The organism is Paenibacillus sp. FSL W7-1279 (assembly GCF_037969845.1).
Lineage (GTDB): Bacteria > Bacillota > Bacilli > Paenibacillales > Paenibacillaceae > Paenibacillus_AQ.
In genome coordinates, this window is sequence record NZ_CP150215.1 from 5065055 (window position 1) to 5084532 (window position 19478).

The 19478-nt window shown below is 49.7% G+C and carries 21 protein-coding genes and 1 riboswitch; of the genes, 8 read left to right on the forward strand and 13 right to left on the reverse strand.

Going from position 1 to position 19478, the window contains the following annotated elements:
• The first annotated feature begins 3 nt into the window (after positions 1–3).
• The 4 genes from MKY82_RS22750 (at position 4) to MKY82_RS22765 (ending at position 4171) form a co-directional block, all read left to right on the forward strand.
• Positions 4–840 (forward strand): carbohydrate ABC transporter permease, encoded by an 837-nt coding sequence (locus MKY82_RS22750; RefSeq protein ID WP_113057310.1) that lies wholly within the window; start codon positions 4–6, stop codon positions 838–840.
• 45 nt (positions 841–885) lie between these two features.
• Positions 886–1908 (forward strand): Gfo/Idh/MocA family oxidoreductase, encoded by a 1023-nt coding sequence (locus tag MKY82_RS22755; RefSeq protein ID WP_339294407.1) that lies wholly within the window; start codon positions 886–888, stop codon positions 1906–1908.
• Positions 1909–2032: 124 nt separating this feature from the next.
• A complete protein-coding gene (locus tag MKY82_RS22760; protein ID WP_339294408.1) occupies positions 2033–3016 on the forward strand; it encodes a Gfo/Idh/MocA family oxidoreductase in 984 nt (327 codons plus the stop codon).
• A 192-nt stretch (positions 3017–3208) separates the two neighbouring features.
• Positions 3209–4171, forward strand: coding sequence for a Gfo/Idh/MocA family oxidoreductase (locus tag MKY82_RS22765; protein ID WP_339218448.1), 963 nt, complete (start codon positions 3209–3211; stop codon positions 4169–4171).
• Between the two features lie 139 nt (positions 4172–4310).
• On the opposite strand, the gene MKY82_RS22770 is transcribed toward MKY82_RS22765, so the two are convergent.
• The 5 genes from MKY82_RS22770 to MKY82_RS22790 all read right to left on the reverse strand — a co-directional run bounded on the left by MKY82_RS22770 (position 4311) and on the right by MKY82_RS22790 (position 9731).
• Positions 4311–5735 (reverse strand): NAD-dependent succinate-semialdehyde dehydrogenase, encoded by a 1425-nt coding sequence (locus tag MKY82_RS22770; RefSeq protein ID WP_339294409.1) that lies wholly within the window; start codon positions 5733–5735, stop codon positions 4311–4313.
• A gap of 179 nt (positions 5736–5914) precedes the next feature.
• Positions 5915–6886, reverse strand: coding sequence for a siderophore ABC transporter substrate-binding protein (locus MKY82_RS22775; RefSeq protein ID WP_339294410.1), 972 nt, complete (start codon positions 6884–6886; stop codon positions 5915–5917).
• A gap of 199 nt (positions 6887–7085) precedes the next feature.
• Complete coding sequence (locus MKY82_RS22780; RefSeq protein ID WP_076325073.1) at positions 7086–7844, reverse strand: ABC transporter ATP-binding protein; 759 nt, start codon at positions 7842–7844, stop codon at positions 7086–7088.
• Positions 7841–8788: an iron chelate uptake ABC transporter family permease subunit gene (locus MKY82_RS22785; protein ID WP_071219986.1), complete on the reverse strand. Its 948-nt coding sequence runs from the start codon at positions 8786–8788 to the stop codon at positions 7841–7843. Before MKY82_RS22785 ends, MKY82_RS22780 begins: the two co-directional genes overlap by 4 nt.
• On the reverse strand, positions 8778–9731 hold the full coding sequence (locus MKY82_RS22790) for an ABC transporter permease (RefSeq protein ID WP_071219984.1): 954 nt from the start codon (positions 9729–9731) through the stop codon (positions 8778–8780). Before MKY82_RS22790 ends, MKY82_RS22785 begins: the two co-directional genes overlap by 11 nt.
• 530 nt (positions 9732–10261) lie before the next feature.
• Between MKY82_RS22790 and MKY82_RS22795 the strand changes: the two genes are divergently transcribed.
• Complete coding sequence (locus tag MKY82_RS22795) at positions 10262–10864, forward strand: nitroreductase family protein (protein ID WP_194543645.1); 603 nt, start codon at positions 10262–10264, stop codon at positions 10862–10864.
• 185 nt (positions 10865–11049) lie between these two features.
• Positions 11050–11152: riboswitch (TPP riboswitch) on the forward strand.
• A gap of 84 nt (positions 11153–11236) precedes the next feature.
• Positions 11237–11842, forward strand: coding sequence for a YkoF family thiamine/hydroxymethylpyrimidine-binding protein (locus tag MKY82_RS22800; protein ID WP_339294411.1), 606 nt, complete (start codon positions 11237–11239; stop codon positions 11840–11842).
• Between the two features lie 72 nt (positions 11843–11914).
• Here the strand turns inward: MKY82_RS22800 and MKY82_RS22805 are convergent, their stop codons facing one another.
• Together MKY82_RS22805 and MKY82_RS22810 are read right to left on the reverse strand one after the other, a co-directional pair.
• On the reverse strand, positions 11915–12013 hold the full coding sequence (locus tag MKY82_RS22805; RefSeq protein ID WP_194543647.1) for a YjcZ family sporulation protein: 99 nt from the start codon (positions 12011–12013) through the stop codon (positions 11915–11917).
• 117 nt (positions 12014–12130) lie between these two features.
• On the reverse strand, positions 12131–12829 hold the full coding sequence (locus tag MKY82_RS22810; protein WP_194543648.1) for a nucleotidyltransferase domain-containing protein: 699 nt from the start codon (positions 12827–12829) through the stop codon (positions 12131–12133).
• Positions 12830–12973: 144 nt separating this feature from the next.
• Between MKY82_RS22810 and MKY82_RS22815 the strand changes: the two genes are divergently transcribed.
• Both MKY82_RS22815 and MKY82_RS22820 read left to right on the forward strand, forming a co-directional pair.
• Entirely contained in the window at positions 12974–13696 is a 723-nt protein-coding gene (locus tag MKY82_RS22815) for a class I SAM-dependent methyltransferase (protein ID WP_339294412.1), read from the forward strand.
• Between the two features lie 184 nt (positions 13697–13880).
• Positions 13881–15131 (forward strand): methyl-accepting chemotaxis protein, encoded by a 1251-nt coding sequence (locus tag MKY82_RS22820; protein WP_339218455.1) that lies wholly within the window; start codon positions 13881–13883, stop codon positions 15129–15131.
• Positions 15132–15330: 199 nt separating this feature from the next.
• Here MKY82_RS22820 and MKY82_RS22825 read toward each other — a convergent pair whose 3' ends face one another.
• The 6 genes from MKY82_RS22825 to rbsK form a co-directional block, all read right to left on the reverse strand.
• Positions 15331–15891 (reverse strand): histidine phosphatase family protein, encoded by a 561-nt coding sequence (locus tag MKY82_RS22825; protein ID WP_339294413.1) that lies wholly within the window; start codon positions 15889–15891, stop codon positions 15331–15333.
• Positions 15888–16352: an NUDIX domain-containing protein gene (locus MKY82_RS22830; protein WP_339294414.1), complete on the reverse strand. Its 465-nt coding sequence runs from the start codon at positions 16350–16352 to the stop codon at positions 15888–15890. Before MKY82_RS22830 ends, MKY82_RS22825 begins: the two co-directional genes overlap by 4 nt.
• Before the next feature lie 2 nt (positions 16353–16354).
• Positions 16355–17062, reverse strand: coding sequence for a methyltransferase domain-containing protein (locus MKY82_RS22835; protein WP_339294415.1), 708 nt, complete (start codon positions 17060–17062; stop codon positions 16355–16357).
• Positions 17063–17169: 107 nt separating this feature from the next.
• The gene (locus tag MKY82_RS22840) at positions 17170–17718 is read right to left on the reverse strand and encodes a nucleotidyltransferase family protein (RefSeq protein WP_194543654.1); all 549 of its coding nucleotides are present in this window, start codon (positions 17716–17718) and stop codon (positions 17170–17172) included.
• Between the two features lie 415 nt (positions 17719–18133).
• Positions 18134–18319 carry a hypothetical protein gene (locus MKY82_RS22845; RefSeq protein WP_074961828.1) on the reverse strand — a complete coding sequence of 62 codons (186 nt, stop codon included), beginning with the start codon at positions 18317–18319 and terminating at the stop codon, positions 18134–18136.
• Between the two features lie 246 nt (positions 18320–18565).
• Positions 18566–19477 (reverse strand): ribokinase, encoded by a 912-nt coding sequence (gene rbsK / locus MKY82_RS22850; protein WP_339294416.1) that lies wholly within the window; start codon positions 19475–19477, stop codon positions 18566–18568.
• Between the last annotated feature and the right edge of the window lies 1 nt (position 19478).

Genomic DNA, 19478 nt, shown 5'->3' on the forward strand with positions numbered 1-19478 from the left:
GACGTGAATACTTCAACCGATGCGGGAAAAGCAAGCCGTCTGGCGGTCCACATCCTCTTAGCTGTCGGGGCGCTGCTCATGATTATGCCGTTTCTGTGGATGATATCCACATCCTTCAAGTCCTTTGCGGATTCCATGTCCGTTCCGCCCAAATGGCTCCCTGTGGAATGGCACCCGGACAACTACCTGCGGGTCATCCAAACCATTGATTTCGGAACCTATTATTTGAACACCGTTATCGTAACGGTGGGACGGACGGCTGGACAGCTCATTCTGTGCTCCCTTGCAGCCTATGCATTTGCCAGTCTGAGATTCCCTTTCAAGAACGCCATCTTTCTCGCGCTCCTGGCCGTATTGATGGTCCCATCCCAGGTTGTTATGATTCCGAGCTTTGTCATCATGCGCGAGTTCAATTGGCTGGACACGTTCTACGTATTGATCGTACCCGGCATATTCAGCGCCTTCGGTACATTCTTATTGAGACAGTTCTTTATGACGCTGCCGAAGGACCTGGAGGAAGCGGCCAAAATCGATGGCTGCAGTTATTTCCGGATTTACTGGAATATTTACTTGCCTTTATCCAAGGCAGCTCTCGTCTCCCTGGCGATCTTCACCATATTAGCCTCATGGAACGATCTGCTGTGGCCGCTCATCATGACGAGCTCCGAGGAGATGCGAGTCCTTTCCATCGGGATATCCAGCTTCCAGGGACAGCATTCCACCGATTACCCGCTGCTGATGGCAGGGGCCTTAATGGCTACCCTCCCCATCATCATCCTGTTTATCTTCCTTCAGCGATACTTTATTGAAGGGATCGCCATGAACGGGATTAAAGGATAGCGCACGGATCGCTCGAACCATGCAGAAAAAAAGGAGTGTACGGAAATGTTACAGGTGTTAGTGATTGGTGCAGGCACCATGGGTAGGACCCATGCCGCCGCTTATGCTTCGATGCCAGGCGTTAAGCTTGCGGGGATTGCCGATATCCAGACGGAAAAAGCACATCAGCTGGCGGATAGATACGGCGCACAGGCCTACGCTTCATTCGAAGCAGCCGTTGCAGGTTTGGGCGCGGCTCGCATGGATGTGATTGACGTCTGCCTGCCAACCCCGCTTCATAAGGACTATGTTGTCAAAGCCGCGGACATCGGCAAGCATGTCATATGCGAGAAACCGCTCGCCAGAAGCGAAGCGGATGCACGCTTCATGATCAACTACTGCCAGGATAAAGGCGTGCGTTTATTCGTGGGTCACGTCCTCCGCTTCTTTCCGGAATATGTGAAGGCCAAGTCGCTTCTGGATCAGGGCAGCATCGGCAAACCCGCTGTCATCCGGGCAGGCAGGGGCGGCGGTTATCCGATCGGCTGGAACCATTGGTACAGTGACTTCGGAGCGAGCGGCGGAATTACGCTGGACGCAATGATTCATGATTTTGATTACCTGCGCTGGTGCTTTGGCGAGGTTGAGCGCGTATATGCCAAAGGGCTTCATGGCCGTCATCAGGCCCAGCTCGATTATTCGCTGGTAACCCTACGTTTTCGTAATGGTATCATCGCGCATGTGGAAGGAACCTGGGCTCACGAGGGTTTCTCCATGAATTTAGAGATGGCGGGCACAAGCGGCGTTATCGATTATGACAGCGCGAAGGACAACCCTCTCCTCTTCAAAACGCGGAGCAGTGCCGCTACCGTCCCCGGCGTCGTCGTGCCGGAAAGCCCGCTTGAACGGAGTCCCTATTACCGGGAACTGGAGCACTTCATGTCGTGTATCCGTGATGGCAGCGAGCCGCTCGTCTCGGCAGAAGACGCATACGAAGCGCTTCGTATCGCGCTTGCCGCCCTTGCCTCCATGGCCTCCGGCGAGCCGGTGGTTATCGAGAATGATGCGCTCACACTCGCCTCAACATGAGAAAAAGGCGATCGACGTATTTACAAAAGTCAGACCGCATGCAGCGGATCATTTTCTTAGGGGATAAGGAGGATACACCTCTGGTGGTTATCCGTTCTCATCTTTTTTAGAAGGAGAGAAAGCTATGAAATTGGGAGTAATCAGCTTTGCGCATATGCATGCGTTCAGTTATGCCAAAGCGTTGCAGGGGATCGAAGGCGTAGAGATTGTCGGCATCGCCGATCCTGTAGAGGAGCGCGGACGGAAATACGCCGAGTATTTCGGGACAGCCTATTATCAGGATTATCACGAGCTTCTTAGTCAAGGCCTGGATGGCGTCATTGTCACCTCCGAGAATGTCCATCATAAGGAGCACGTGCTTGCCGCGGCTGCAGCCGGGGTGCATGTGCTCTGCGAAAAACCGCTTTCGACCAATATACAGGATGCACAGGATATGATTGATGCGTGCAAAGCAAGCGGGGTGCTGCTGCAAACGGCATTCCCCGTGCGTTACAATGCCACGGTCGTTCGAGCCAAACAGATGGTCGATGAGGGAAAATTAGGCCGTATTCTGGCCATGAAGGGGACCAACCGCGGGCGAAATCCCGGCGGTTGGTTCATCGATCCCAAGCTGTCCGGCGGAGGTGCCGTCATGGATCATACGGTGCATGTCGCCGATATCATGCGCTGGATTACAGGTGCCGAGGTGAAAGACGTGTATGCCGAAGTCGACCATCTCATCTCGGAATCCCCTATCGATGATTGCGGCATTCTGACTATGGAGTTCCATAATGGTGTGTTTGCCACGCTGGATTGCAGCTGGTCCCGCAACAAGGAGTTTCCGACATGGGGCGACGTGACCTTAGAGATTGTAGGCTCTGCCGGGACCCTTAGCGTTAATGCCACCAGCCAGAAACTTCACGTATACACCGATGATTCCGGATACCGCCATCATGCATGGGGGGATAGCATGGATGCCAGCCTGATCAGGGATTTCGTATCTTCGATTTCCTCCGGCGCAGCGGAAGCATCCGTCACTGGTGAAGATGGGCTCAAGGCACTTGCCGTGGCCGTAGCCGCCTACCGGTCATCCGCGAGCCATCGGACAATCGCGTTGTCGGAGCTGTAATCATTAACCGGCACAGAAGTCGTACTCGTGGTATTCGAGAAGGTCTTCTGTGCTTTTTTTCATAGCGGATCCGTTAATCTAAGTTCAAATGAAGCTTGAATAATATGGATAGCGGGGCTATAATCACGTGTGAGTAATCGAGTTACCGGAACATGAAACCAACATCCTATACGATCAGGAGTGAGGCAACCTATGATAAAAGCAGGCGTGCTTGGAGCGGGAGGCATGGGCGCGGTCCATATCAAAAACCTGCACGGGAACGAACACGTTCAGCTGGCTGCAATATGCGACACCAATGAAGCGTTAGCGCAGCAGCAGGCCGAACTGTACGGCACAGCTTATTATACGGACGGCAGCACGATGCTGGAGCAAGAGCAGCTGGATGTGCTGTATGTATGCATTCCGCCATTTTGCCATGGTGATATCGAAGAACAGGCAGCCGCAAAGGGCATTCACCTGATGGTGGAGAAGCCGCTGGGGCTGGACGCCCAGTCTGTCCGACACAAAGCCAAAGTCATAACTGAAAGCGGAATCATAGCAGCTTCCGGCTACTGTCTGCGCTATCTGGACACCGTTGCGATCGCCAAAGATTTTCTAAAGGACAAAAAAATCGGTATGGTTCGCGCCCACTACATAACAACACCTGTACCGACTCCTTGGTGGCGCAAGAAGGCATTATCCGGCGGGCAGCTGGTTGAGCAGTCCACGCATACCATGGACTTGGTTCGCTATCTGTGCGGCGATATCACCCGCCTGTATGCCGATATGAAGCTGCTGCTGGTGAATGACATTCCGGACCTCGACATTCCGGATGTAGGCGCCATCCAGTTCGTGTTAGATTCTGGAGCCGTCGGCCATATGCAAACTGGATTTATCCAGTTCGATCACCGCAGCGGAATCGAGATCATGGGGCGCGACTTCCGGGTAGTGCTGGACGGAACCACGCTCTCCATTGTAGACAAGGAGAAAGAAATCGTGTACCGCAGCAAATCGGACTTTTACAAAAACTTAACCAACGCCTTGATTGACGCCATTCGTAACAACGATCCGAGCCTCGTGCTGGCATCTTATGAAGACGGCTTCAAGACGCTGGAAGTGACGCTGGCCGCCAATGAATCCGCGGAAACCGGCCAACCGGTCATCCTGCAATCATAATAAAAAAGGGGCATGCTCGTGGTCTGTAGACCTTGAGCATGCCCCTTGATTTTGGGTTCGTATGGTGTGACGTAGTCTGATAACTGCTCAACAGCTCACCCGTTTCGCACTATAGCGTAATGATGTACTCGCCCCGCTCTTATAAACCAAGCGAAATGTACTTCACCTCCAGGAACTCATCCATTCCGTAGTGCCCGCCTTCCCGGCCTAGTCCACTCTCTTTGAATCCGCCGAACGGCGCTTGCGCCGTCGAAGGAACGGGATCATTCACACCCACAATCCCGTAGTCCAGCGATTCCGCAATGCTCACCGCTTCGCCCAGATTCTGCGTAAACACATAGGCAGCTAATCCATAGGGACTGTTGTTGGCACGCTGCACCGCTTCGTCTATCGTTTTGAACGTGGTAATCGGGGCAAGGGGGCCGAAGGTTTCCTCGTTCATGCATTCCATGTCGTCGGTTGCGTTCATAATGACCGTCGGCTCAATATAATTGCGGCCCAGCTCCGGTAATGCCTGACCTCCTGCCAATATGAGGCCGCCCTTCTCTTCCGCGTCCTTGATCTGCCTCACGACTTTATCCACAGCGTCCCGGTTAATCAAAGGGCCGATATCGACGCCGTTATCCAGTCCATTCCCTACCTTCAATTGCTTCACTAGCTCAGCAAACTTCGCGGCAAACTCCTGCGCAATCCCTTCCTGCACATAAACCCGGTTAGCGCATACGCAGGTCTGTCCCCCATTGCGGAATTTGGAGGAGATTAATCCGGCAGCCGCTTGATCCAGATCAGCCTGGTCCGTTACGATAAACGGCGCATGGCCGCCAAGCTCCAGCGATATTTTCTTCACGTTAGCCGCAGCTCCGGCCATCAGCTGTTTCCCCACTTCGGTTGATCCTGTAAAAGACAGCTTTCTTACGCGGCTGTCTGCCTGCCACACACCGGAAATGTCGCTTGAAGCTCCGGTTACGATGTTAATGACCCCGGCTGGAATACCGGCCTGATCGGCAAGCTCCACCAGCTTGATGGCCGTGAACGGCGTCTCGCTGGATGGCTTGATCACCACGGTGCAGCCGGCGGCTAGAGCAGGCGCCACTTTGCGGGTAATCATGGATGCGGGGAAGTTCCACGGCGTAATCGCTGCTACGACGCCTACGGGTTGCTTCGTTACAATGATGCGCTGCCGGCTGGATGATCCGGGTATAGTCTCGCCGTAGATTCGTTTGCCTTCCTCCGCATACCAGGACACAAAGCTGTTGGCATATTGTATCTCGCCCGCTGCTTCCTTAAGCGGTTTCCCCTGCTCTGTGGTCATAATCCGCGCCAAATCATCCGTGTGTTCCGCTATGAGCTGATGCCAGCGGCGCAGCAGTTCTCCCCGCTCATTCGCCGTTCTGCGGGACCATGCGCAAAACGCATCGGCTGCCGCATCAACGGCAAGCCCGGCTTCCTTCTTGCCGGCCTTGGACACGGTACCTATTACCTTCCCATCCGCCGGATTATATACGTCCATCTGTTCTTCGGTCTGAATCCATTGTCCAGCAATATAGATTTGATTACGAAACATAGTAAAGACCTCCTCATCGTCTCATCATGGCTGTGAATGCTTGTTGATCATCAACTGCTGCGGTCATGATCCGTCCTTCTTATTATCCGTTACCCACTTACCCTAATGCAAAAAAATAAAACACTGGAGCTTTATACGAAAGCTCCAGTGTTTCCTATATTCATAACAATTCGCTAAACTTATTTAATAGCTGCGTCTACTTCCGTGATCATTTCGGATACCGACGTCAGGCCGCCGCCGGAAAGATACCAGAAATCCGGGTTCAAGTAAACGATGTTACCCTCTTTTGCCGCGTTCGTTGTATTCACAAGCTCGTTCTCAACAACCGCTTTAGCACCTGAAGCTCCTTCGCCCGTGGCAACCGCTGCACCGCGGTCGACAACAAAGAGATAATCCGGGTTCATCTCAACGATGTACTCATTCGAAATGTCTTTACCATGTGTGCTGACTTCGATGTTAGGATCTACAGCTCCGAAACCGAACACGTCATGCAGAATGCCGAAGCGGGAACCCGGTCCGTATGCACTGATTTTGCCTTCGTTAGCCAAGATGATCAATGCTTTCTTACCGGTAGCTGTAGCTTTCTCATTCAATGCTTTGATGTTCTCGTCAATCGTAGCAAGCTCTTTTTCAACTTCTGCTTCTTTACCAAAGATTTGACCCAGCGTGTTCATGTTTGCTTTAAAGGATTCCATGTATTTGCTTGTATCAACACCCAGGAAGATGGTTGGAGCAATTTTGCTGAGCTCCTCATACGCATCTTGCTGTCTGCCGGAAATGATGATCAGATCCGGGTTAATGCTGTTGATTTTCTCAAAGTCAGGCTCCTTCAGACTGCCCACATTCTCGTATTTCTTGTCTTCGAATTTGGACAGGTAGGCCGGGATGTTCGCTTGTGGAACGCCCAGAACCTCAATACCTAATTTATCGACAGAGTCCAGGATACCAAAATCGAAAACAACAACGCGGGAAGGATTCTTCTTAACAGGCGTTTCACCCAGTTGATGGGTAATCGTGATTTCTTCAGTGGCAGCCGGTGGATCTCCAGCTGCATCTCCGCCATCCGTGCCGCTTGTTTTATCGTCTTGACCACAAGCCGCGAGTACGAGCGTGAACATTGCTACCATAAATAAAGCCAACCATTTTTTCATTATTTACACCCCATTTTTTATATTTAAAAGCTTCTATAATTCAACATATATTTGAATCTATGGTTGAATATGTAATTCAATCTGAACAGATTAAATCATGCCGTCCTATATCCAAGGCAGCCCTGTCCTTGTATTGGATAAGGATTCCGTGCTGTTATCTTCCAGAATCCTTATCCTCCACTCTCTCATATCATGTCACTTAGCCGTAGTATACGCACACCCGATTGTCATTAATCTCTTCGATCTCAATGTCCATGTCATAGATCCCGCGAAGCACATTGCTCTGAATGATATTCTCGGTCTTCCCTTCGCTTTCAATGGCTCCATCCTTCAATGCCACGATGTAATCCGAATAGAACGAAGCGAAATTGATGTCATGAATAACAATGACAATCGTCTTGTTCAGATCAGCGACAAGCTTTCTGAGAATCTTCATAATCTGTACGGAGTGTTTCATGTCCAGATTGTTTAGTGGCTCATCCAACAGGATATACTCAGTATTCTGGGCGATGACCATCGCTATGTAAGCACGCTGGGTCTGGCCGCCGCTGAGCTGATGAAGATATTTATGCTGCATATCCCCAAGCTCCATATAAGAGATAGCCTCATCTACGTATTTCTCGTCTTCCGCGTTCAATCTGCCCTGAGAGTAAGGAAAACGACCAAAGGATACAAGCTCACGCACCGTCAGACGGAGGCTGATATGGTTGGATTGTTTCAGAATCGAAACCTTCTTCGCCAGATCGCCGCTCTTCCATTGGCTAACCTCTTTACCGTCCACCGTAATTTGTCCGCTGTCCTTGCCTGTTAATCTGCTAATCATGGACAGCAACGTACTCTTGCCGGCACCGTTCGGACCGATAAAGGAAGTGATTTGACCTTTCGGGATCGTAACGGACACGTTATCAACGACTTTTTTGCCGCCATAGACTTTCGATACGTTCGTAACCTGGATCATGCTTTACTCTCCTTTAGTAGCAGGTATATGAAGTAGACACCGCCGATGAAGTTGATAATGACGCTGAGCGTTGTAGAGAACGTGAACACCCGCTCTACAACCAATTGACCGCCGACCAGCGCAATAATGCTAATCAGTATGGATGCTGCTATTAAATATGAATGCCTGTATGTCTTCATCACTTCGTAGGCAACATTGACCACCAGGAGCCCGAGGAATGTAATCGGACCTACCAAAGCGGTAGCCACCGAGATCAGAACGGCAACCACAATCAGAAGCCGCTTCACTACATAATCATAATTCACGCCGAGGTTGATCGCCTGCTCACGACCTAGTGCCAGCACGTTCAGGTACTTGGCAAATCGGGCAAAGTACAGCAAGGTCAGCGCTACGACAATGACGGAAAGGACCAGAAGCTCGGTCTTCACATTGTTAAAGCTGGCAAACATTTTGTCGGCTACAAACTGGAACTCGTTCGGGTCAATCAGCACTTCCATAAAGGAAGACATGCTGGAGAACAGGGTTCCGAAGATCATGCCAATCAGCAGCAGGAAGTAAATGTTATTCCCTTCCCTTTTGAACAGAATCTTATATAAGACTCCGGCAAACAGGATCATCGCGCCGACGTTGATCAGAAAGTTAACGTTGCTGCCCAGTTTGTACAGCGTGAAGGATCCGAAGACAAAGATGACGGTGGTCTGGATCAGTATATATAAGGAATCTAATCCCATAACGCTAGGCGTCAGTATCCGGTTATTCGTGACCGTTTGAAACACCGTGGTAGACAGAGCAATCGCTCCGCCGGTCAGAATAATGGCAAGCACCTTCTTGATTCTCCTCGGAAGCGCGTAATCCCAATTGCCGCCAAGATCAATGAACAGAAAGACTGCCACCAGGATGATTGCCGCTGCGGCCAACAGGCCGAGTTTGGCTTTATAAGTCATAAGCCTTTCTCCTCATCAGTAAGAAAATGAATATACCGCTTCCGAGTACGCCCACGGTTAGACTAATCGGAATTTCATAGGGATAAATAATGATCCGGCCCAGGATGTCACAGAACAGTACGAAACCGGCCCCCAGCAGCGCGGTATGCGAAAGGCTTTTTTTCAAATGGTCTCCTAAGTACAAACTAACAATATTAGGTATGATCAGACCAAGAAACGGAATCACGCCGACCGTCAGCACGACGGAAGCCGTAACCAGCGCCACGATGACCAGTCCCAGATTCACAACTCTCCGGTAGTGAAGGCCCAGGTTGGTAGCAAACTCCTCTCCCATTCCGGCCACCGTAAACTTGTTGGCGAACAGATACGCCAGAATCACAAGCGGGATACTAAGATAGAGCATTTCATACTGGCCCTTCATGATCATGGAAAAATCACCCTGGAGCCATGCGGACATATTCTGAATAAGATCATATTTGTATGCAAAGAAGGTGGCGATCGAACTGACGATATTACCGAACATCAGCCCTACGAGCGGGATGAAGATCGCATCCTTGAACTTAATCCGATCCAGTATCTTCATGAAGATAAAGGTTCCTGCCAGAGCGAATACAAATGCCACAAGCATTTTGATAAGCGGTCCGCTTGTCGTGAAGACAAGCATGGCTACCAATATCCCCAGTCTGGCAGAGTCCATCGTACCTGCCGTGGTGGGCGATACGAACTTATTGCGGCTGAGCTGCTGCATGATCAATCCGCAGATGCTCATGCTGACACCCGCCAATATGAGACTGACAAGCCTAGGAATCCGGCTGACAAGCATAATATGCTGTTGTTGTTCTGTCATCGAGAACAATTGCAGTGGCGAGATATCCTTAACTCCAATAAATAATGAGATTATCGAGAGTACCACAACGGCTGCAAATAAGTATCTAATCTTCATGGCTCTTCCTTCTATGCGTATGTCTCTAAATACCCGGGATCATGCAATTTCCGTCACCATTCTCATTGAGATTGATTATCAATCGCGTTCTGATATGCATTATATCATCCTCATTCTGGCTCGACAAGTATAATTGAGAATCAAAATCAATTAAATTGTTCATACAAGTATATTTTGTTCATGAATTGTTCATAATATGAAGTTAGGTGGAGACATAGCTTTTATCCTCAGGACAGAATCACACTTTGGTTAAGTCTCCCTTTAATGCAGCTTCTGCAATAATGAGACTTCTCTAAAAACGACTGTTTCAATTCTTATTAAATGGATAAGAAAAATTATATAAATTCGTTGACAATTCCTCTAAGTTATATTAATATCCTAACAGAATTATTATTTCTAACTAAACGTAAGTTAATGTGGAATAATAATTGGTTTTATGGCTAATAACGAAAAATGCATATTTGCTTGTAGTAAGGGACATCTTCTAATCAGGCGTATGCAAATTCGATTACACCAGGAGGTTTTTTTCAATGTCTAAAGATTTTTCAGCTGCACTCAAAAATCGCCGTTCTTATTACGGGATTAGCAAAGAATCCGTTATCTCGGACGAGCGTATTCAGGAGATCGTAAACGAAGCGGTTAAATATACTCCGTCTTCTTTCAACTCCCAAAGTGCACGCGTCGTTGTATTGCTTGGCGAACAGCACGATAAACTGTGGAACATCACGGAAGGCATCCTGAAGGAAGTTGTTGGCGATGAAGAAGCATTCAAATCCACTGCCGACAAAATGGCTTCATTCCGCGCTGGTTACGGTACGGTACTGTTCTTCGAGGACAATAACGTCATTGCCGGGCTGCAACAAAGCTTTGCCGCTTATGCCGACAATTTCCCGGTTTGGTCCAACCAATCCAACGGCATGCTGCAATTTGTAGTATGGACATCCCTTGAAGCAGAAGGTCTGGGCGCATCCCTGCAGCACTACAACCCGCTGATCGACGAAAAAGTAAAAGCCGAATGGAACGTCCCGGAAAGCTGGAAGCTGATTGCTCAAATGCCTTTCGGTAAGCCGGTTGCTGAACCAGGCGAAAAAGAATTTGCACCGCTTGAAGATCGCGTGAAAGTATATAACTAATCAAACAGATGAAAAAAGCCGCCTCCCTAAGTTCCTGCAAATGGGACAGGCGGTTTTTTTTATAATGGGCAAAGATTGAAAAACCGATGGCAAAACGATACAATTACACAGGTAAGAACCCTCGAACTTCTACGATAACATGAAGCTCCGGGGCAAATCTTGCGGTAACCAACTACATAAGATGTTGGCTGTACTAGGGGTGCCATGTGCTGAGAGACGGCGGGCTGCCGTTAACCCTTATCACCCGATCTAGGTCATACTAGCGTGGGGAAGTGTAGCATTTATGTTTATTTCTTTTCGTAGGCATAACTGCACCTTCTTCATGGGGTGCGGTTTTTTTGCGTGGACTTATATAATGGGGAGGAAATGAAAATGAATGAGCTTGTTTGCGGAACCAGCCGGATCGTCGGATGCCGGTTCTCGGTATTTCCCATGACAGACCGGTTTGTGGAGGTCATCCTGGGCGCGCTGCAATCTGTGGATGCGGGAAAGGTGTGGATTCAGACAGACGATGTGAGCACTTGTATTCGTGGACGTGCAGAGCATGTCTTTGATGTTACAAGAGCGATATTCGCCCATGCTGCGGCGAGTGGCGTGCACACTGTTTTTAATGGCACTTATTCCATTGGCTGCCCCGGAGATACGGACGCCGATGTATATATGACTGAGGATTCAACCCGCTTGAACAACGACATCGGAGAACATGCCGATATGGAGACTGCCTGCCAATTCGCTCTTTACCCCATGGGTACGGACAACTACATGGATGTCATCTACGGTGAAGTAAATCGTGCGAAGGCAGCCGGTACGTTCGCCGGAAGCGTTCATTACGCCAGCCGGTTGGACGGTTCCTTATCCCGGGTGTTCGGGTCTCTTGAAGAGGCGTTTTTGCATGCGATCCAATCCGACAGCAGCCATCTGGTCATGACTGCAGTGGTGTCCGCTCACAGCCCCTCGGTTAAAGCCGCATCGAATTGAGTTCGATTGAGGCAGACAAAAGCCCGGCATGCGCCGGGCTTTTCTGTCACTACTGCCAAGAATCTTGACGGTTTAAACCCAAGCACTCAAGATGATTACGAGCAGGATAAAGAGAACCAAAATAATTCCTACTGAATTGCCATATTCACCGCCGCCATATACTCCGCTCATGAAGATCCCCTCCTGGATTTAAAGTATGCCGTGATGTAATCACACTATTATAGTATTTACCGCGCCTTGCTAGCGTCACGGCTAATGTACCTCTCTTTATCTATTGGCATCGATATTTTATTCCTCATAACCGATGAGAAGTTTCCCTCCGTACGGACGGAGCATTTCCTCGGTAAATGCCATTAGAACAGAAGGATCATCTTGGCGATACATCGCCGCGAGCGCTGTTTCCAATCGCTCTCCTAAAATTGTGTCAAAGCGGTTAAACAGGCGGAACAGCGTTTTCCCTTCACCCGTCCACTCCCGGTTCACCCTAAGTACAAAATCACAGAGAATCGCGGCTATTTTGTGCACCGTAAACCATTTTTCACCATCGCTTCGGGGACTCTTCAAGTCCAGCATGTACTCGGTTAGCACATAACGGTAGTCGTTAATATCGGTTATCGTCAAGGGCAGAGGTCCGTAATCCAAATCGCTTTGGGCTTCCGTCCGCACCTCTTCCCCCTCGGGCATAAGGCGCAGCACCGTCCCTTCTGCGATCATCCGCTGAAATGACGGATTCGCCGCGATCACTCCCTCGTCAAAATATTCGCGATAGGAGGATAAAGACAATATAAAGATTTCCGCGATCCATCCATGCGCCTCTATCGTCCTCCTGCTGAAATCATGACCCTCTCGTTCAAGGACCATAATGTCCAAATCGGATTGTTCATTATATTCGCCTCTGCTCGCGCTGCCGCCAAGCACGGCAAGCAAACAGTCGGGATAATCGTGTTGAATGACGCGTTCCGCTGCCTCTACCGGTTCCATCCTCATGACGTTTCCTCCATTATGACTCTGATCCTCCCGAAAAAAGGGCTCAAAATATCTAATTCAGCTAAAACCCTAAACGTACCTGAATCATATGGTAAATAAACGATTACCCTCATGTTGATGACAAGGGAAGAAGGGATAGATGAGATGAACTACATTCATATGCTCTCTAAATTAGGCATGGGCAGTGCCCACCCGGGAGGATTCGAGGCAACCCTCAGAATGCTGAAGAATTATCCCATTCAACCGGGCAGCCGCATTCTGGAGGTGGGGTGCGGAACTGGCAGAACCGCATGCCATCTTTCAGAGATGGGGTATCAAGTGACAGCTATTGATCTGAACGAAAATATGATCAAAAAAGCACGAGCACGAGCCGAAGCGATGGAAATCGACGTGCAGTTCCATCAAGCCGATGTATGCGCATTGCCTTTCGAGGACAATCAATTTGATCTGATCATGGCCGAGTCTGTTACCGTATTTACGGATACTTCGAAGTCGCTGCCCCAATATTACCGCGTTCTGGATCGCGGAGGCGTCCTGCTGGACAGAGAATTACTGCTAGATAAGCCCATGCCGGAAGCAAAGCTTCAGGAACTGCTCGAATTCTTCGGAATACCTAATCTGATGATGAGAGAAGAATGGGAGGAATCCCTCTTGGCTTGCGGGTTTAAACAGGAAGAAATTCTGGAGTACAATCACTTCAATGAGCAGTTAAAGGAAGAGCAGACACGTCATCTGGATACATTTGAACAGCGCGATAAAGGACTCCTGTTCGATGTTGCGCTCTGGGAAACGCTGTTCAAGCATGATCGCATGATTCTGGATAATACCGATTATCTCGCTTCCGCCTTATTCCGGGCAGTAAAATAGAACCTTTTCACATCTATGCATCAAGTGGGGATTCGCATATTTGCTACGTATCCCCTCTCTTTCCTCATTTTCAGTTCTTTCGACCTAATCCAACACTTTTTGTCAATTCGTTCTATCTAGTTTTGCCCGTCGATGCTATAATCATGGTAAATATATCCTATGTTGTTGAGGAGGACTCATTCTTATGGCATGGTTCAACAGACTCCCTATTTCACGAAAAATTACTGCAGCCTGTTTTCTCATTGCCACTTTGTTTGCGGTTCCAATGCTGCTTGCGTTTATTCTAATGGGTAAAGCAATCATTGGCGTGGTCATCGTGGTGGTACTAACAGGTCTTACTTTTCCTCTTTCTCGTCTTATTGAGAAAACGCTTACTAACTCCTTTGCGGAAATCTCCAGCGTTTCTGCCAAAATCGCTAAAGGCGACTTCACCTTCCAGGTAGAAGAGGTTGGGGGCATGAACGATCTAAGCAGAACATTCAACAGCATGGTGGACAAGCTTCGTAAAATACTGCAGGAAACCTCGGATATTACGCGTCAGGTCATGACCTCAAGCTCCAATATCTCGATTAAAAACCAGGAGCTCATTCAAGTGATGAATCAAGTCTCCTTATCTTCCAATGAGCTGGCCATCGGGGCTAACGAAATTTCGGAAGACGTAGCCGAAATGACACATTCCATTGGCGAGATCGAGGAGAAGGTCAGCAACTATACGCATTCAACCCAGGAAATGAATACCCGTTCGATCGAAACGCTGGGACTGGTAGAGCAAGGAAGGGACTCCGTCGCCAAGCAGTCCGCAGGAATGCAGCGTAATATTGACGCAACGGCCAAAGTCGCGGAGTCCATTGATGCACTGGCCCGGAGTGCCAGAGGAATTACCCAGATCACGGAGACGATCTCGGAACTTGCCGATCAGACCAACTTGTTATCCTTGAACGCATCCATTGAAGCGGCAAGAGCAGGCGAGCACGGCGCCGGCTTTGCCGTTGTCGCCCAAGAGGTGCGTAAATTGGCCGAAGAATCCACGTCATCAACACGGGAAGTATTCAATCTCGTACGGAGCATCGAATCGGACGTGAAACATGCCACCCAGAACATTAAAATTAATGAAGAGGTCGTCAGGCAGCAAACCGAAATGATCCGTGAAGCTGAGCTGGTGTTCATGGAGATTGTAAACAGTGTGCAGTATATTTCGGAACAGATCGCCGCTTTCTCCAAGGAGAGCGAATCCATGCTCGAAAGTGCGAAGAGCATTTCTTCCGCGATTCAGAATATATCGGCAATCACGCAGCAATCCGCCGCGGGAACGGAGCAGGTGTCGGCATCCATGAATGAAGGCATCTCATCGATCCAGAAGATGGCCGAGGAAGCGGAAGCAATGAATAATGCCGTTTTCCGGCTGCAAAAAACGATCAACATTTTCAAATTTTAAGTAAGGTACACGCTACATAATGTATACGCGCTTTCGAAGCGGCAACGAGCCGAAATGCAAAAAATGGCTGTGCTAGGATAACATCCTGAGCACAGCCATTCTTCATTGGACACATTTTCGAGTATGACGAACCGTCCGTCAAGTGAGCAAACCGTCGTAGGGGGCAGCCCCCTTTTATATCATGCAGCGTACTCCAGCCCTATGGCTCGTTCCATAACCGCCCGATATTCACGAGCCGCCCTTCCTCAAACTCGGCTCGGTAAATATCCGGCAGCGTCGTACCTAGCCAGAAATGATAATCGAATCGTTGATCATAATGCTGCAGCATGAGTGTCATAATGTCGCCGTGGGTGCCAATCACGACAGACTTTCCGATATGTTTATTCAGGATTTCCTTTAGCACCTGGACTGCTCGGCTTTGCGCGCTTTTGCTGGATTCCCCTCCGGGGAAGGAGATAGTTGGATCCTGAAAAAGAATCTTCTTGGCATCGAGGAAGGAATGCCCCTGAAAATCCCCGACCTTCCGTTCCCTTAAGTCCTCTTGCTCCGTAATCGGCAATCCCAAAGCGTCCGCCAATGGTTGAACCGTATCCTTGGCTCGCTTGTAAGGGCTTGATATGATAGCGTCAATCCCTTCTCCCAGGAGCACATCCTTGACTCGAACCGCAGCGAGGGAGCCCTCGGTGGATAATCCCCGCGACCTTTCCTTCCCCTCGAGAAATGGAGAGTCCGCATGCCGCACAAAATAGAATGTCGTCATCCTTCAACCTCTGCTTCTTTCGAAGTCTCACCCTTTAATACAGGCTCCATCATCATCTCTACAAACGGTGTTAACGGTAACAAGCCCAATGACTCCAGGGGAATCCATTTTGCTCCTAATGAGTCTTGACCGTCTCCGTCCGTTTTGATTACGGCTTTATCATTCAGCAGCTCGACATCATACATGATACCGATGTGATGCAGCTCTTCTATCTGATTCGCTTCATACTGGTATACGATCGTATAGGAGATAGCCGTCCGTATACTGCCCTTTATTGGAGAAAGCCCGGTTTCCTCTATAAATTCGCGCTGCAGCGTATGCTCCGGCTCTTCTCCGAACTCAATGGAGCCGCCCGGTAAATCCCACTTCCCCTTGTGCGGCCCTCTCGCTTTCTGGATCAACAGGATATGATCATGCTGAATTAATACTCCATAAACGCCGAGATGCGTATGTTTCACCACAGTTAACACACTCCTTTTCTTGCAGTGAAGGTGATCCATTGACTTCGAAAAAGTACGTCTCTCCCACCCTTCACTTCTTGAATATCCTGCTGCACCTGACGCCTCGTTAAGATCTCCCAATCCGAATACAGCTCATCGAGGATGGAAAAGGCTCTGTCCGCGGACAGATTCAGCTCGATTAAACCTTCCTCCTCCAGGCCCGTTTCCTGATCGATTTCCTTCACCTCTGTGCTCATCATGATGCAGTGTATGCCCTGGTGCACGGTTCCTGCCTGCATCTGTTCGATCTTGGACACGAAGGCATCCTCGGAGCTCATATGCTCCAGGCATGAGCATGCAATGACGTAATGATAAATATCCATGGCAATGTCATAGTGCTCTACGTCTGCCACAATGGCCTCAAGGTTTGAGCTTACGCCATGTAGTACCGCATACTGCCGCAGCTTCTCGACTGCCGATGGCAGCAGATCTACGCAGACGACCTGCCCGTTCGCCGCTTGGATCCGCTGCGCAACCGGGATACTGTTACGCCCGACGCCACAGGCCAGATCCAATACCCGCGTCTCATGAAACGACAATAATTCCAGATGATCCAGGACCGTCTGCACGGGCTTGGCTAACCAGCTCCCAGGCTGAAACAATACGGTTTCTTCGTACAGAGTCTCGTGATACAATATTTCCTTTTGACGTGCGCGGTTGAATATGTCCATTCGATAGCCCCTTGTTCCGGCCGTTATAAGGCCTACCTATAATTTCAACACGGACAGCCGATTTCCTTGCTCACCGCAGCTCCTGCTAGGATATAGGGTATCCTTATCTAATCATCGCTTATCGTTAGCTGCGGCCACTGATCCTTCCATTGCTTCTTCGCCACCCGATCCAAATAATAGCTCCGCTTATGAAAGTTAGGACTTCTGCGAACCCGAAGCGCAAATAAATCCTCCAATCCGTAAGGACAGCAGAGCTCAAGCGCTCCTTCGATGTTCAACCTTGCTCCGACCGCGGTCGCCGTCTCCGGCCAATAGGTTAACGCTGCATGGGTCGAGTTATAAGGCTCATCTCCATTCTTCACATGCATTCTGGCTTGATTCTTGACTGACCATTTCGGGTTCGCCGTTGTTGTTCTAAGAAGCTCTTCCAATCGAATATCCCGCGCTTCAGACACATCTTCCGGATCGAAATACACCACATCAATATCCGTATGTCGATCCGTCCCTTCTAACCCATGAAGCAGGTCCCACACATAATTTCGAATGTAGCCCGCTGCAATATAGCATTGCGGCAGTCCTAAGTCGCGAACGCTGCCCAAATCCGTCATCAATTGCTTATGCCGGCTTATGTATTCCTTTAACCGCTCCTCTAACATCCATCCACCTCCAGTAACCTGATGTTATTCGCCGCCCACTTGTCATTCATTTTCCATAGGTTGTTACATTGGCTAGCCGCAACTTGAATATGAGCGTAACCCTATAATCCTGTATCCGTGAAAAAAAGCATAGACCGCTTCACGAGGAATACGGTCTATGCACGCTCTTTGGTAAAACTATTATATTCCACATAATCCCTGAACGGCAAGACAGGCAGGGATTATAGCCGCAGCGGGTGCCACCCGAGCTGCATGCCGGGCAGAAACCTGAGCATGCACACTAACAGCTGCCACTTGAGCCGGTTTGATTGCGGTATGTTCCTGTAAGGGAGCTTAAGAAACCGTATTTCGAGTTATGCGCGAGATTTACAAGATTATCCCATCGTTCGTGCAATCAAGGCCGCTGTTGTGACAACTACACAGCCGCGTCAACCCGCTCCTGCGAAGCGCCGTCACAGCGCTTGCACACTTTCAGGGCAGTCCCGTCCGATTTGGTCCGGGGATACAACAGTTTAGTCCGGGTACTCTTGCACACCGGGCATGTACCGCGGGCGCGAGTTGGTAGGTTCCACAAGGATTTGCCTCTTTTTTGTTTTGCCATGAAGATACCCCATTTCATAGATTCATTATCATCACTCTTACATATATGAAAGGGTTCGGCAGAACATGTCGGGCAGCTCCATTTAGATCTCACATGACATGGTTCACAATCACCGCAGCCTCATCAGGTCCGGAATGAATGGCGGATCGTCGTCATCGTACGCCTATCGCGCATATTTGAAATGCGAGGGGGAATATAACAAAAGCGAGAAGGCAACCAAGACGCCCTCTCGCTTTTTGCAACGAATTATTTATTTATAAAAGCCATAATCTCTTCCTTGGACGGTATAGAGGCTTGTGCGCCTGGCCGGGTTACCGTCAGTGCAGCCGCTGCAGTTGCAAACTGAAGGGCCTCTTCCGTCTCCTGTCCCTCCGTGCAAGCCGCCGCATAAGCACCGATGAAGGTATCTCCTGCCGCCGTGGTATCCACGGGTGTGACACGGAAAGCCGGAACGGTGAAACGCTCACCTTTGGCATTCCCATAGAAGCAGCCCTGCTCACCAAGGGTGATAATCACGTTGGAGGTGCCTCTGCCGATGATCGACGCTGCCGCTGCATCCGCTGTAGCAGCGTCCTCCACCTTCAGGCCGCTCACCACTTCCGCTTCGTTCTCGTTCACAATTAATGTATCGATCAGCGGCAGCACGTCATGAGGGACCTCTCGCGCAGGCGCCGGATTCAGCCAGACGCGAACGCCTGCCTTGTTGGCCGATTGGATAACGTACTGCGTCGTCTGCCACGGAATTTCATTCTGCAGCAGCACGGCATATACTCCATCCCATTTCACCACTGCCGCTACGTCTTCTTCAGTCAACTGCCCATTTGCTCCTTCCGACAGCACAATATAATTCTCGCCTTCCTCGTTGACCGTGATGATCGCCATCCCCGAGGTGCCTGTCTTGGAGAGGACGGAAGTAACGCCAACGCCTCGTTCCTCCAAAGAAGCAACCAGGGTCTTCCCAAATGGATCAAGACCAACCGCGCCGACCATGGCACAATCCGCACCTGCCGAGGCTGCCGCCACCGCCTGATTCGCCCCTTTCCCCCCAGGAAAAAAAGAGGTGCCTCTGCTATGAATCGTTTCCCCGGGCCGGGGGAACTGCCCTACAGTACTCACAACATCCATATTAATGCTGCCAATGACAACCAGCTTGCGCAAA

Excerpts from the sequence above, each read along its gene's own strand:
- MKY82_RS22820 (WP_339218455.1), top strand. The coding sequence starts at position 13,881 with ATGGCATGGTTCAACAGACTCCCTATTTCACGAAAAATTACTGCAGCC.
- MKY82_RS22815 (WP_339294412.1), top strand. The coding sequence starts at position 12,974 with ATGAACTACATTCATATGCTCTCTAAATTAGGCATGGGCAGTGCCCAC.
- MKY82_RS22805 (WP_194543647.1), bottom strand. The coding sequence starts at position 12,013 with ATGAGCGGAGTATATGGCGGCGGTGAATATGGCAATTCAGTAGGAATT.
- MKY82_RS22755 (WP_339294407.1), top strand. The coding sequence starts at position 886 with ATGTTACAGGTGTTAGTGATTGGTGCAGGCACCATGGGTAGGACCCAT.
- MKY82_RS22780 (WP_076325073.1), bottom strand. The coding sequence starts at position 7,844 with ATGATCCAGGTTACGAACGTATCGAAAGTCTATGGCGGCAAAAAAGTC.
- MKY82_RS22765 (WP_339218448.1), top strand. The coding sequence starts at position 3,209 with ATGATAAAAGCAGGCGTGCTTGGAGCGGGAGGCATGGGCGCGGTCCAT.
- MKY82_RS22790 (WP_071219984.1), bottom strand. The coding sequence starts at position 9,731 with ATGAAGATTAGATACTTATTTGCAGCCGTTGTGGTACTCTCGATAATC.
- MKY82_RS22845 (WP_074961828.1), bottom strand. The coding sequence starts at position 18,319 with ATGGCAAAACAAAAAAGAGGCAAATCCTTGTGGAACCTACCAACTCGC.
- MKY82_RS22825 (WP_339294413.1), bottom strand. The coding sequence starts at position 15,891 with ATGACGACATTCTATTTTGTGCGGCATGCGGACTCTCCATTTCTCGAG.
- MKY82_RS22785 (WP_071219986.1), bottom strand. The coding sequence starts at position 8,788 with ATGACTTATAAAGCCAAACTCGGCCTGTTGGCCGCAGCGGCAATCATC.
- MKY82_RS22800 (WP_339294411.1), top strand. The coding sequence starts at position 11,237 with ATGAATGAGCTTGTTTGCGGAACCAGCCGGATCGTCGGATGCCGGTTC.
- MKY82_RS22770 (WP_339294409.1), bottom strand. The coding sequence starts at position 5,735 with ATGTTTCGTAATCAAATCTATATTGCTGGACAATGGATTCAGACCGAA.
- MKY82_RS22760 (WP_339294408.1), top strand. The coding sequence starts at position 2,033 with ATGAAATTGGGAGTAATCAGCTTTGCGCATATGCATGCGTTCAGTTAT.
- MKY82_RS22775 (WP_339294410.1), bottom strand. The coding sequence starts at position 6,886 with ATGAAAAAATGGTTGGCTTTATTTATGGTAGCAATGTTCACGCTCGTA.
- MKY82_RS22810 (WP_194543648.1), bottom strand. The coding sequence starts at position 12,829 with ATGAGGATGGAACCGGTAGAGGCAGCGGAACGCGTCATTCAACACGAT.
- MKY82_RS22795 (WP_194543645.1), top strand. The coding sequence starts at position 10,262 with ATGTCTAAAGATTTTTCAGCTGCACTCAAAAATCGCCGTTCTTATTAC.
- MKY82_RS22835 (WP_339294415.1), bottom strand. The coding sequence starts at position 17,062 with ATGGACATATTCAACCGCGCACGTCAAAAGGAAATATTGTATCACGAG.
- MKY82_RS22840 (WP_194543654.1), bottom strand. The coding sequence starts at position 17,718 with ATGTTAGAGGAGCGGTTAAAGGAATACATAAGCCGGCATAAGCAATTG.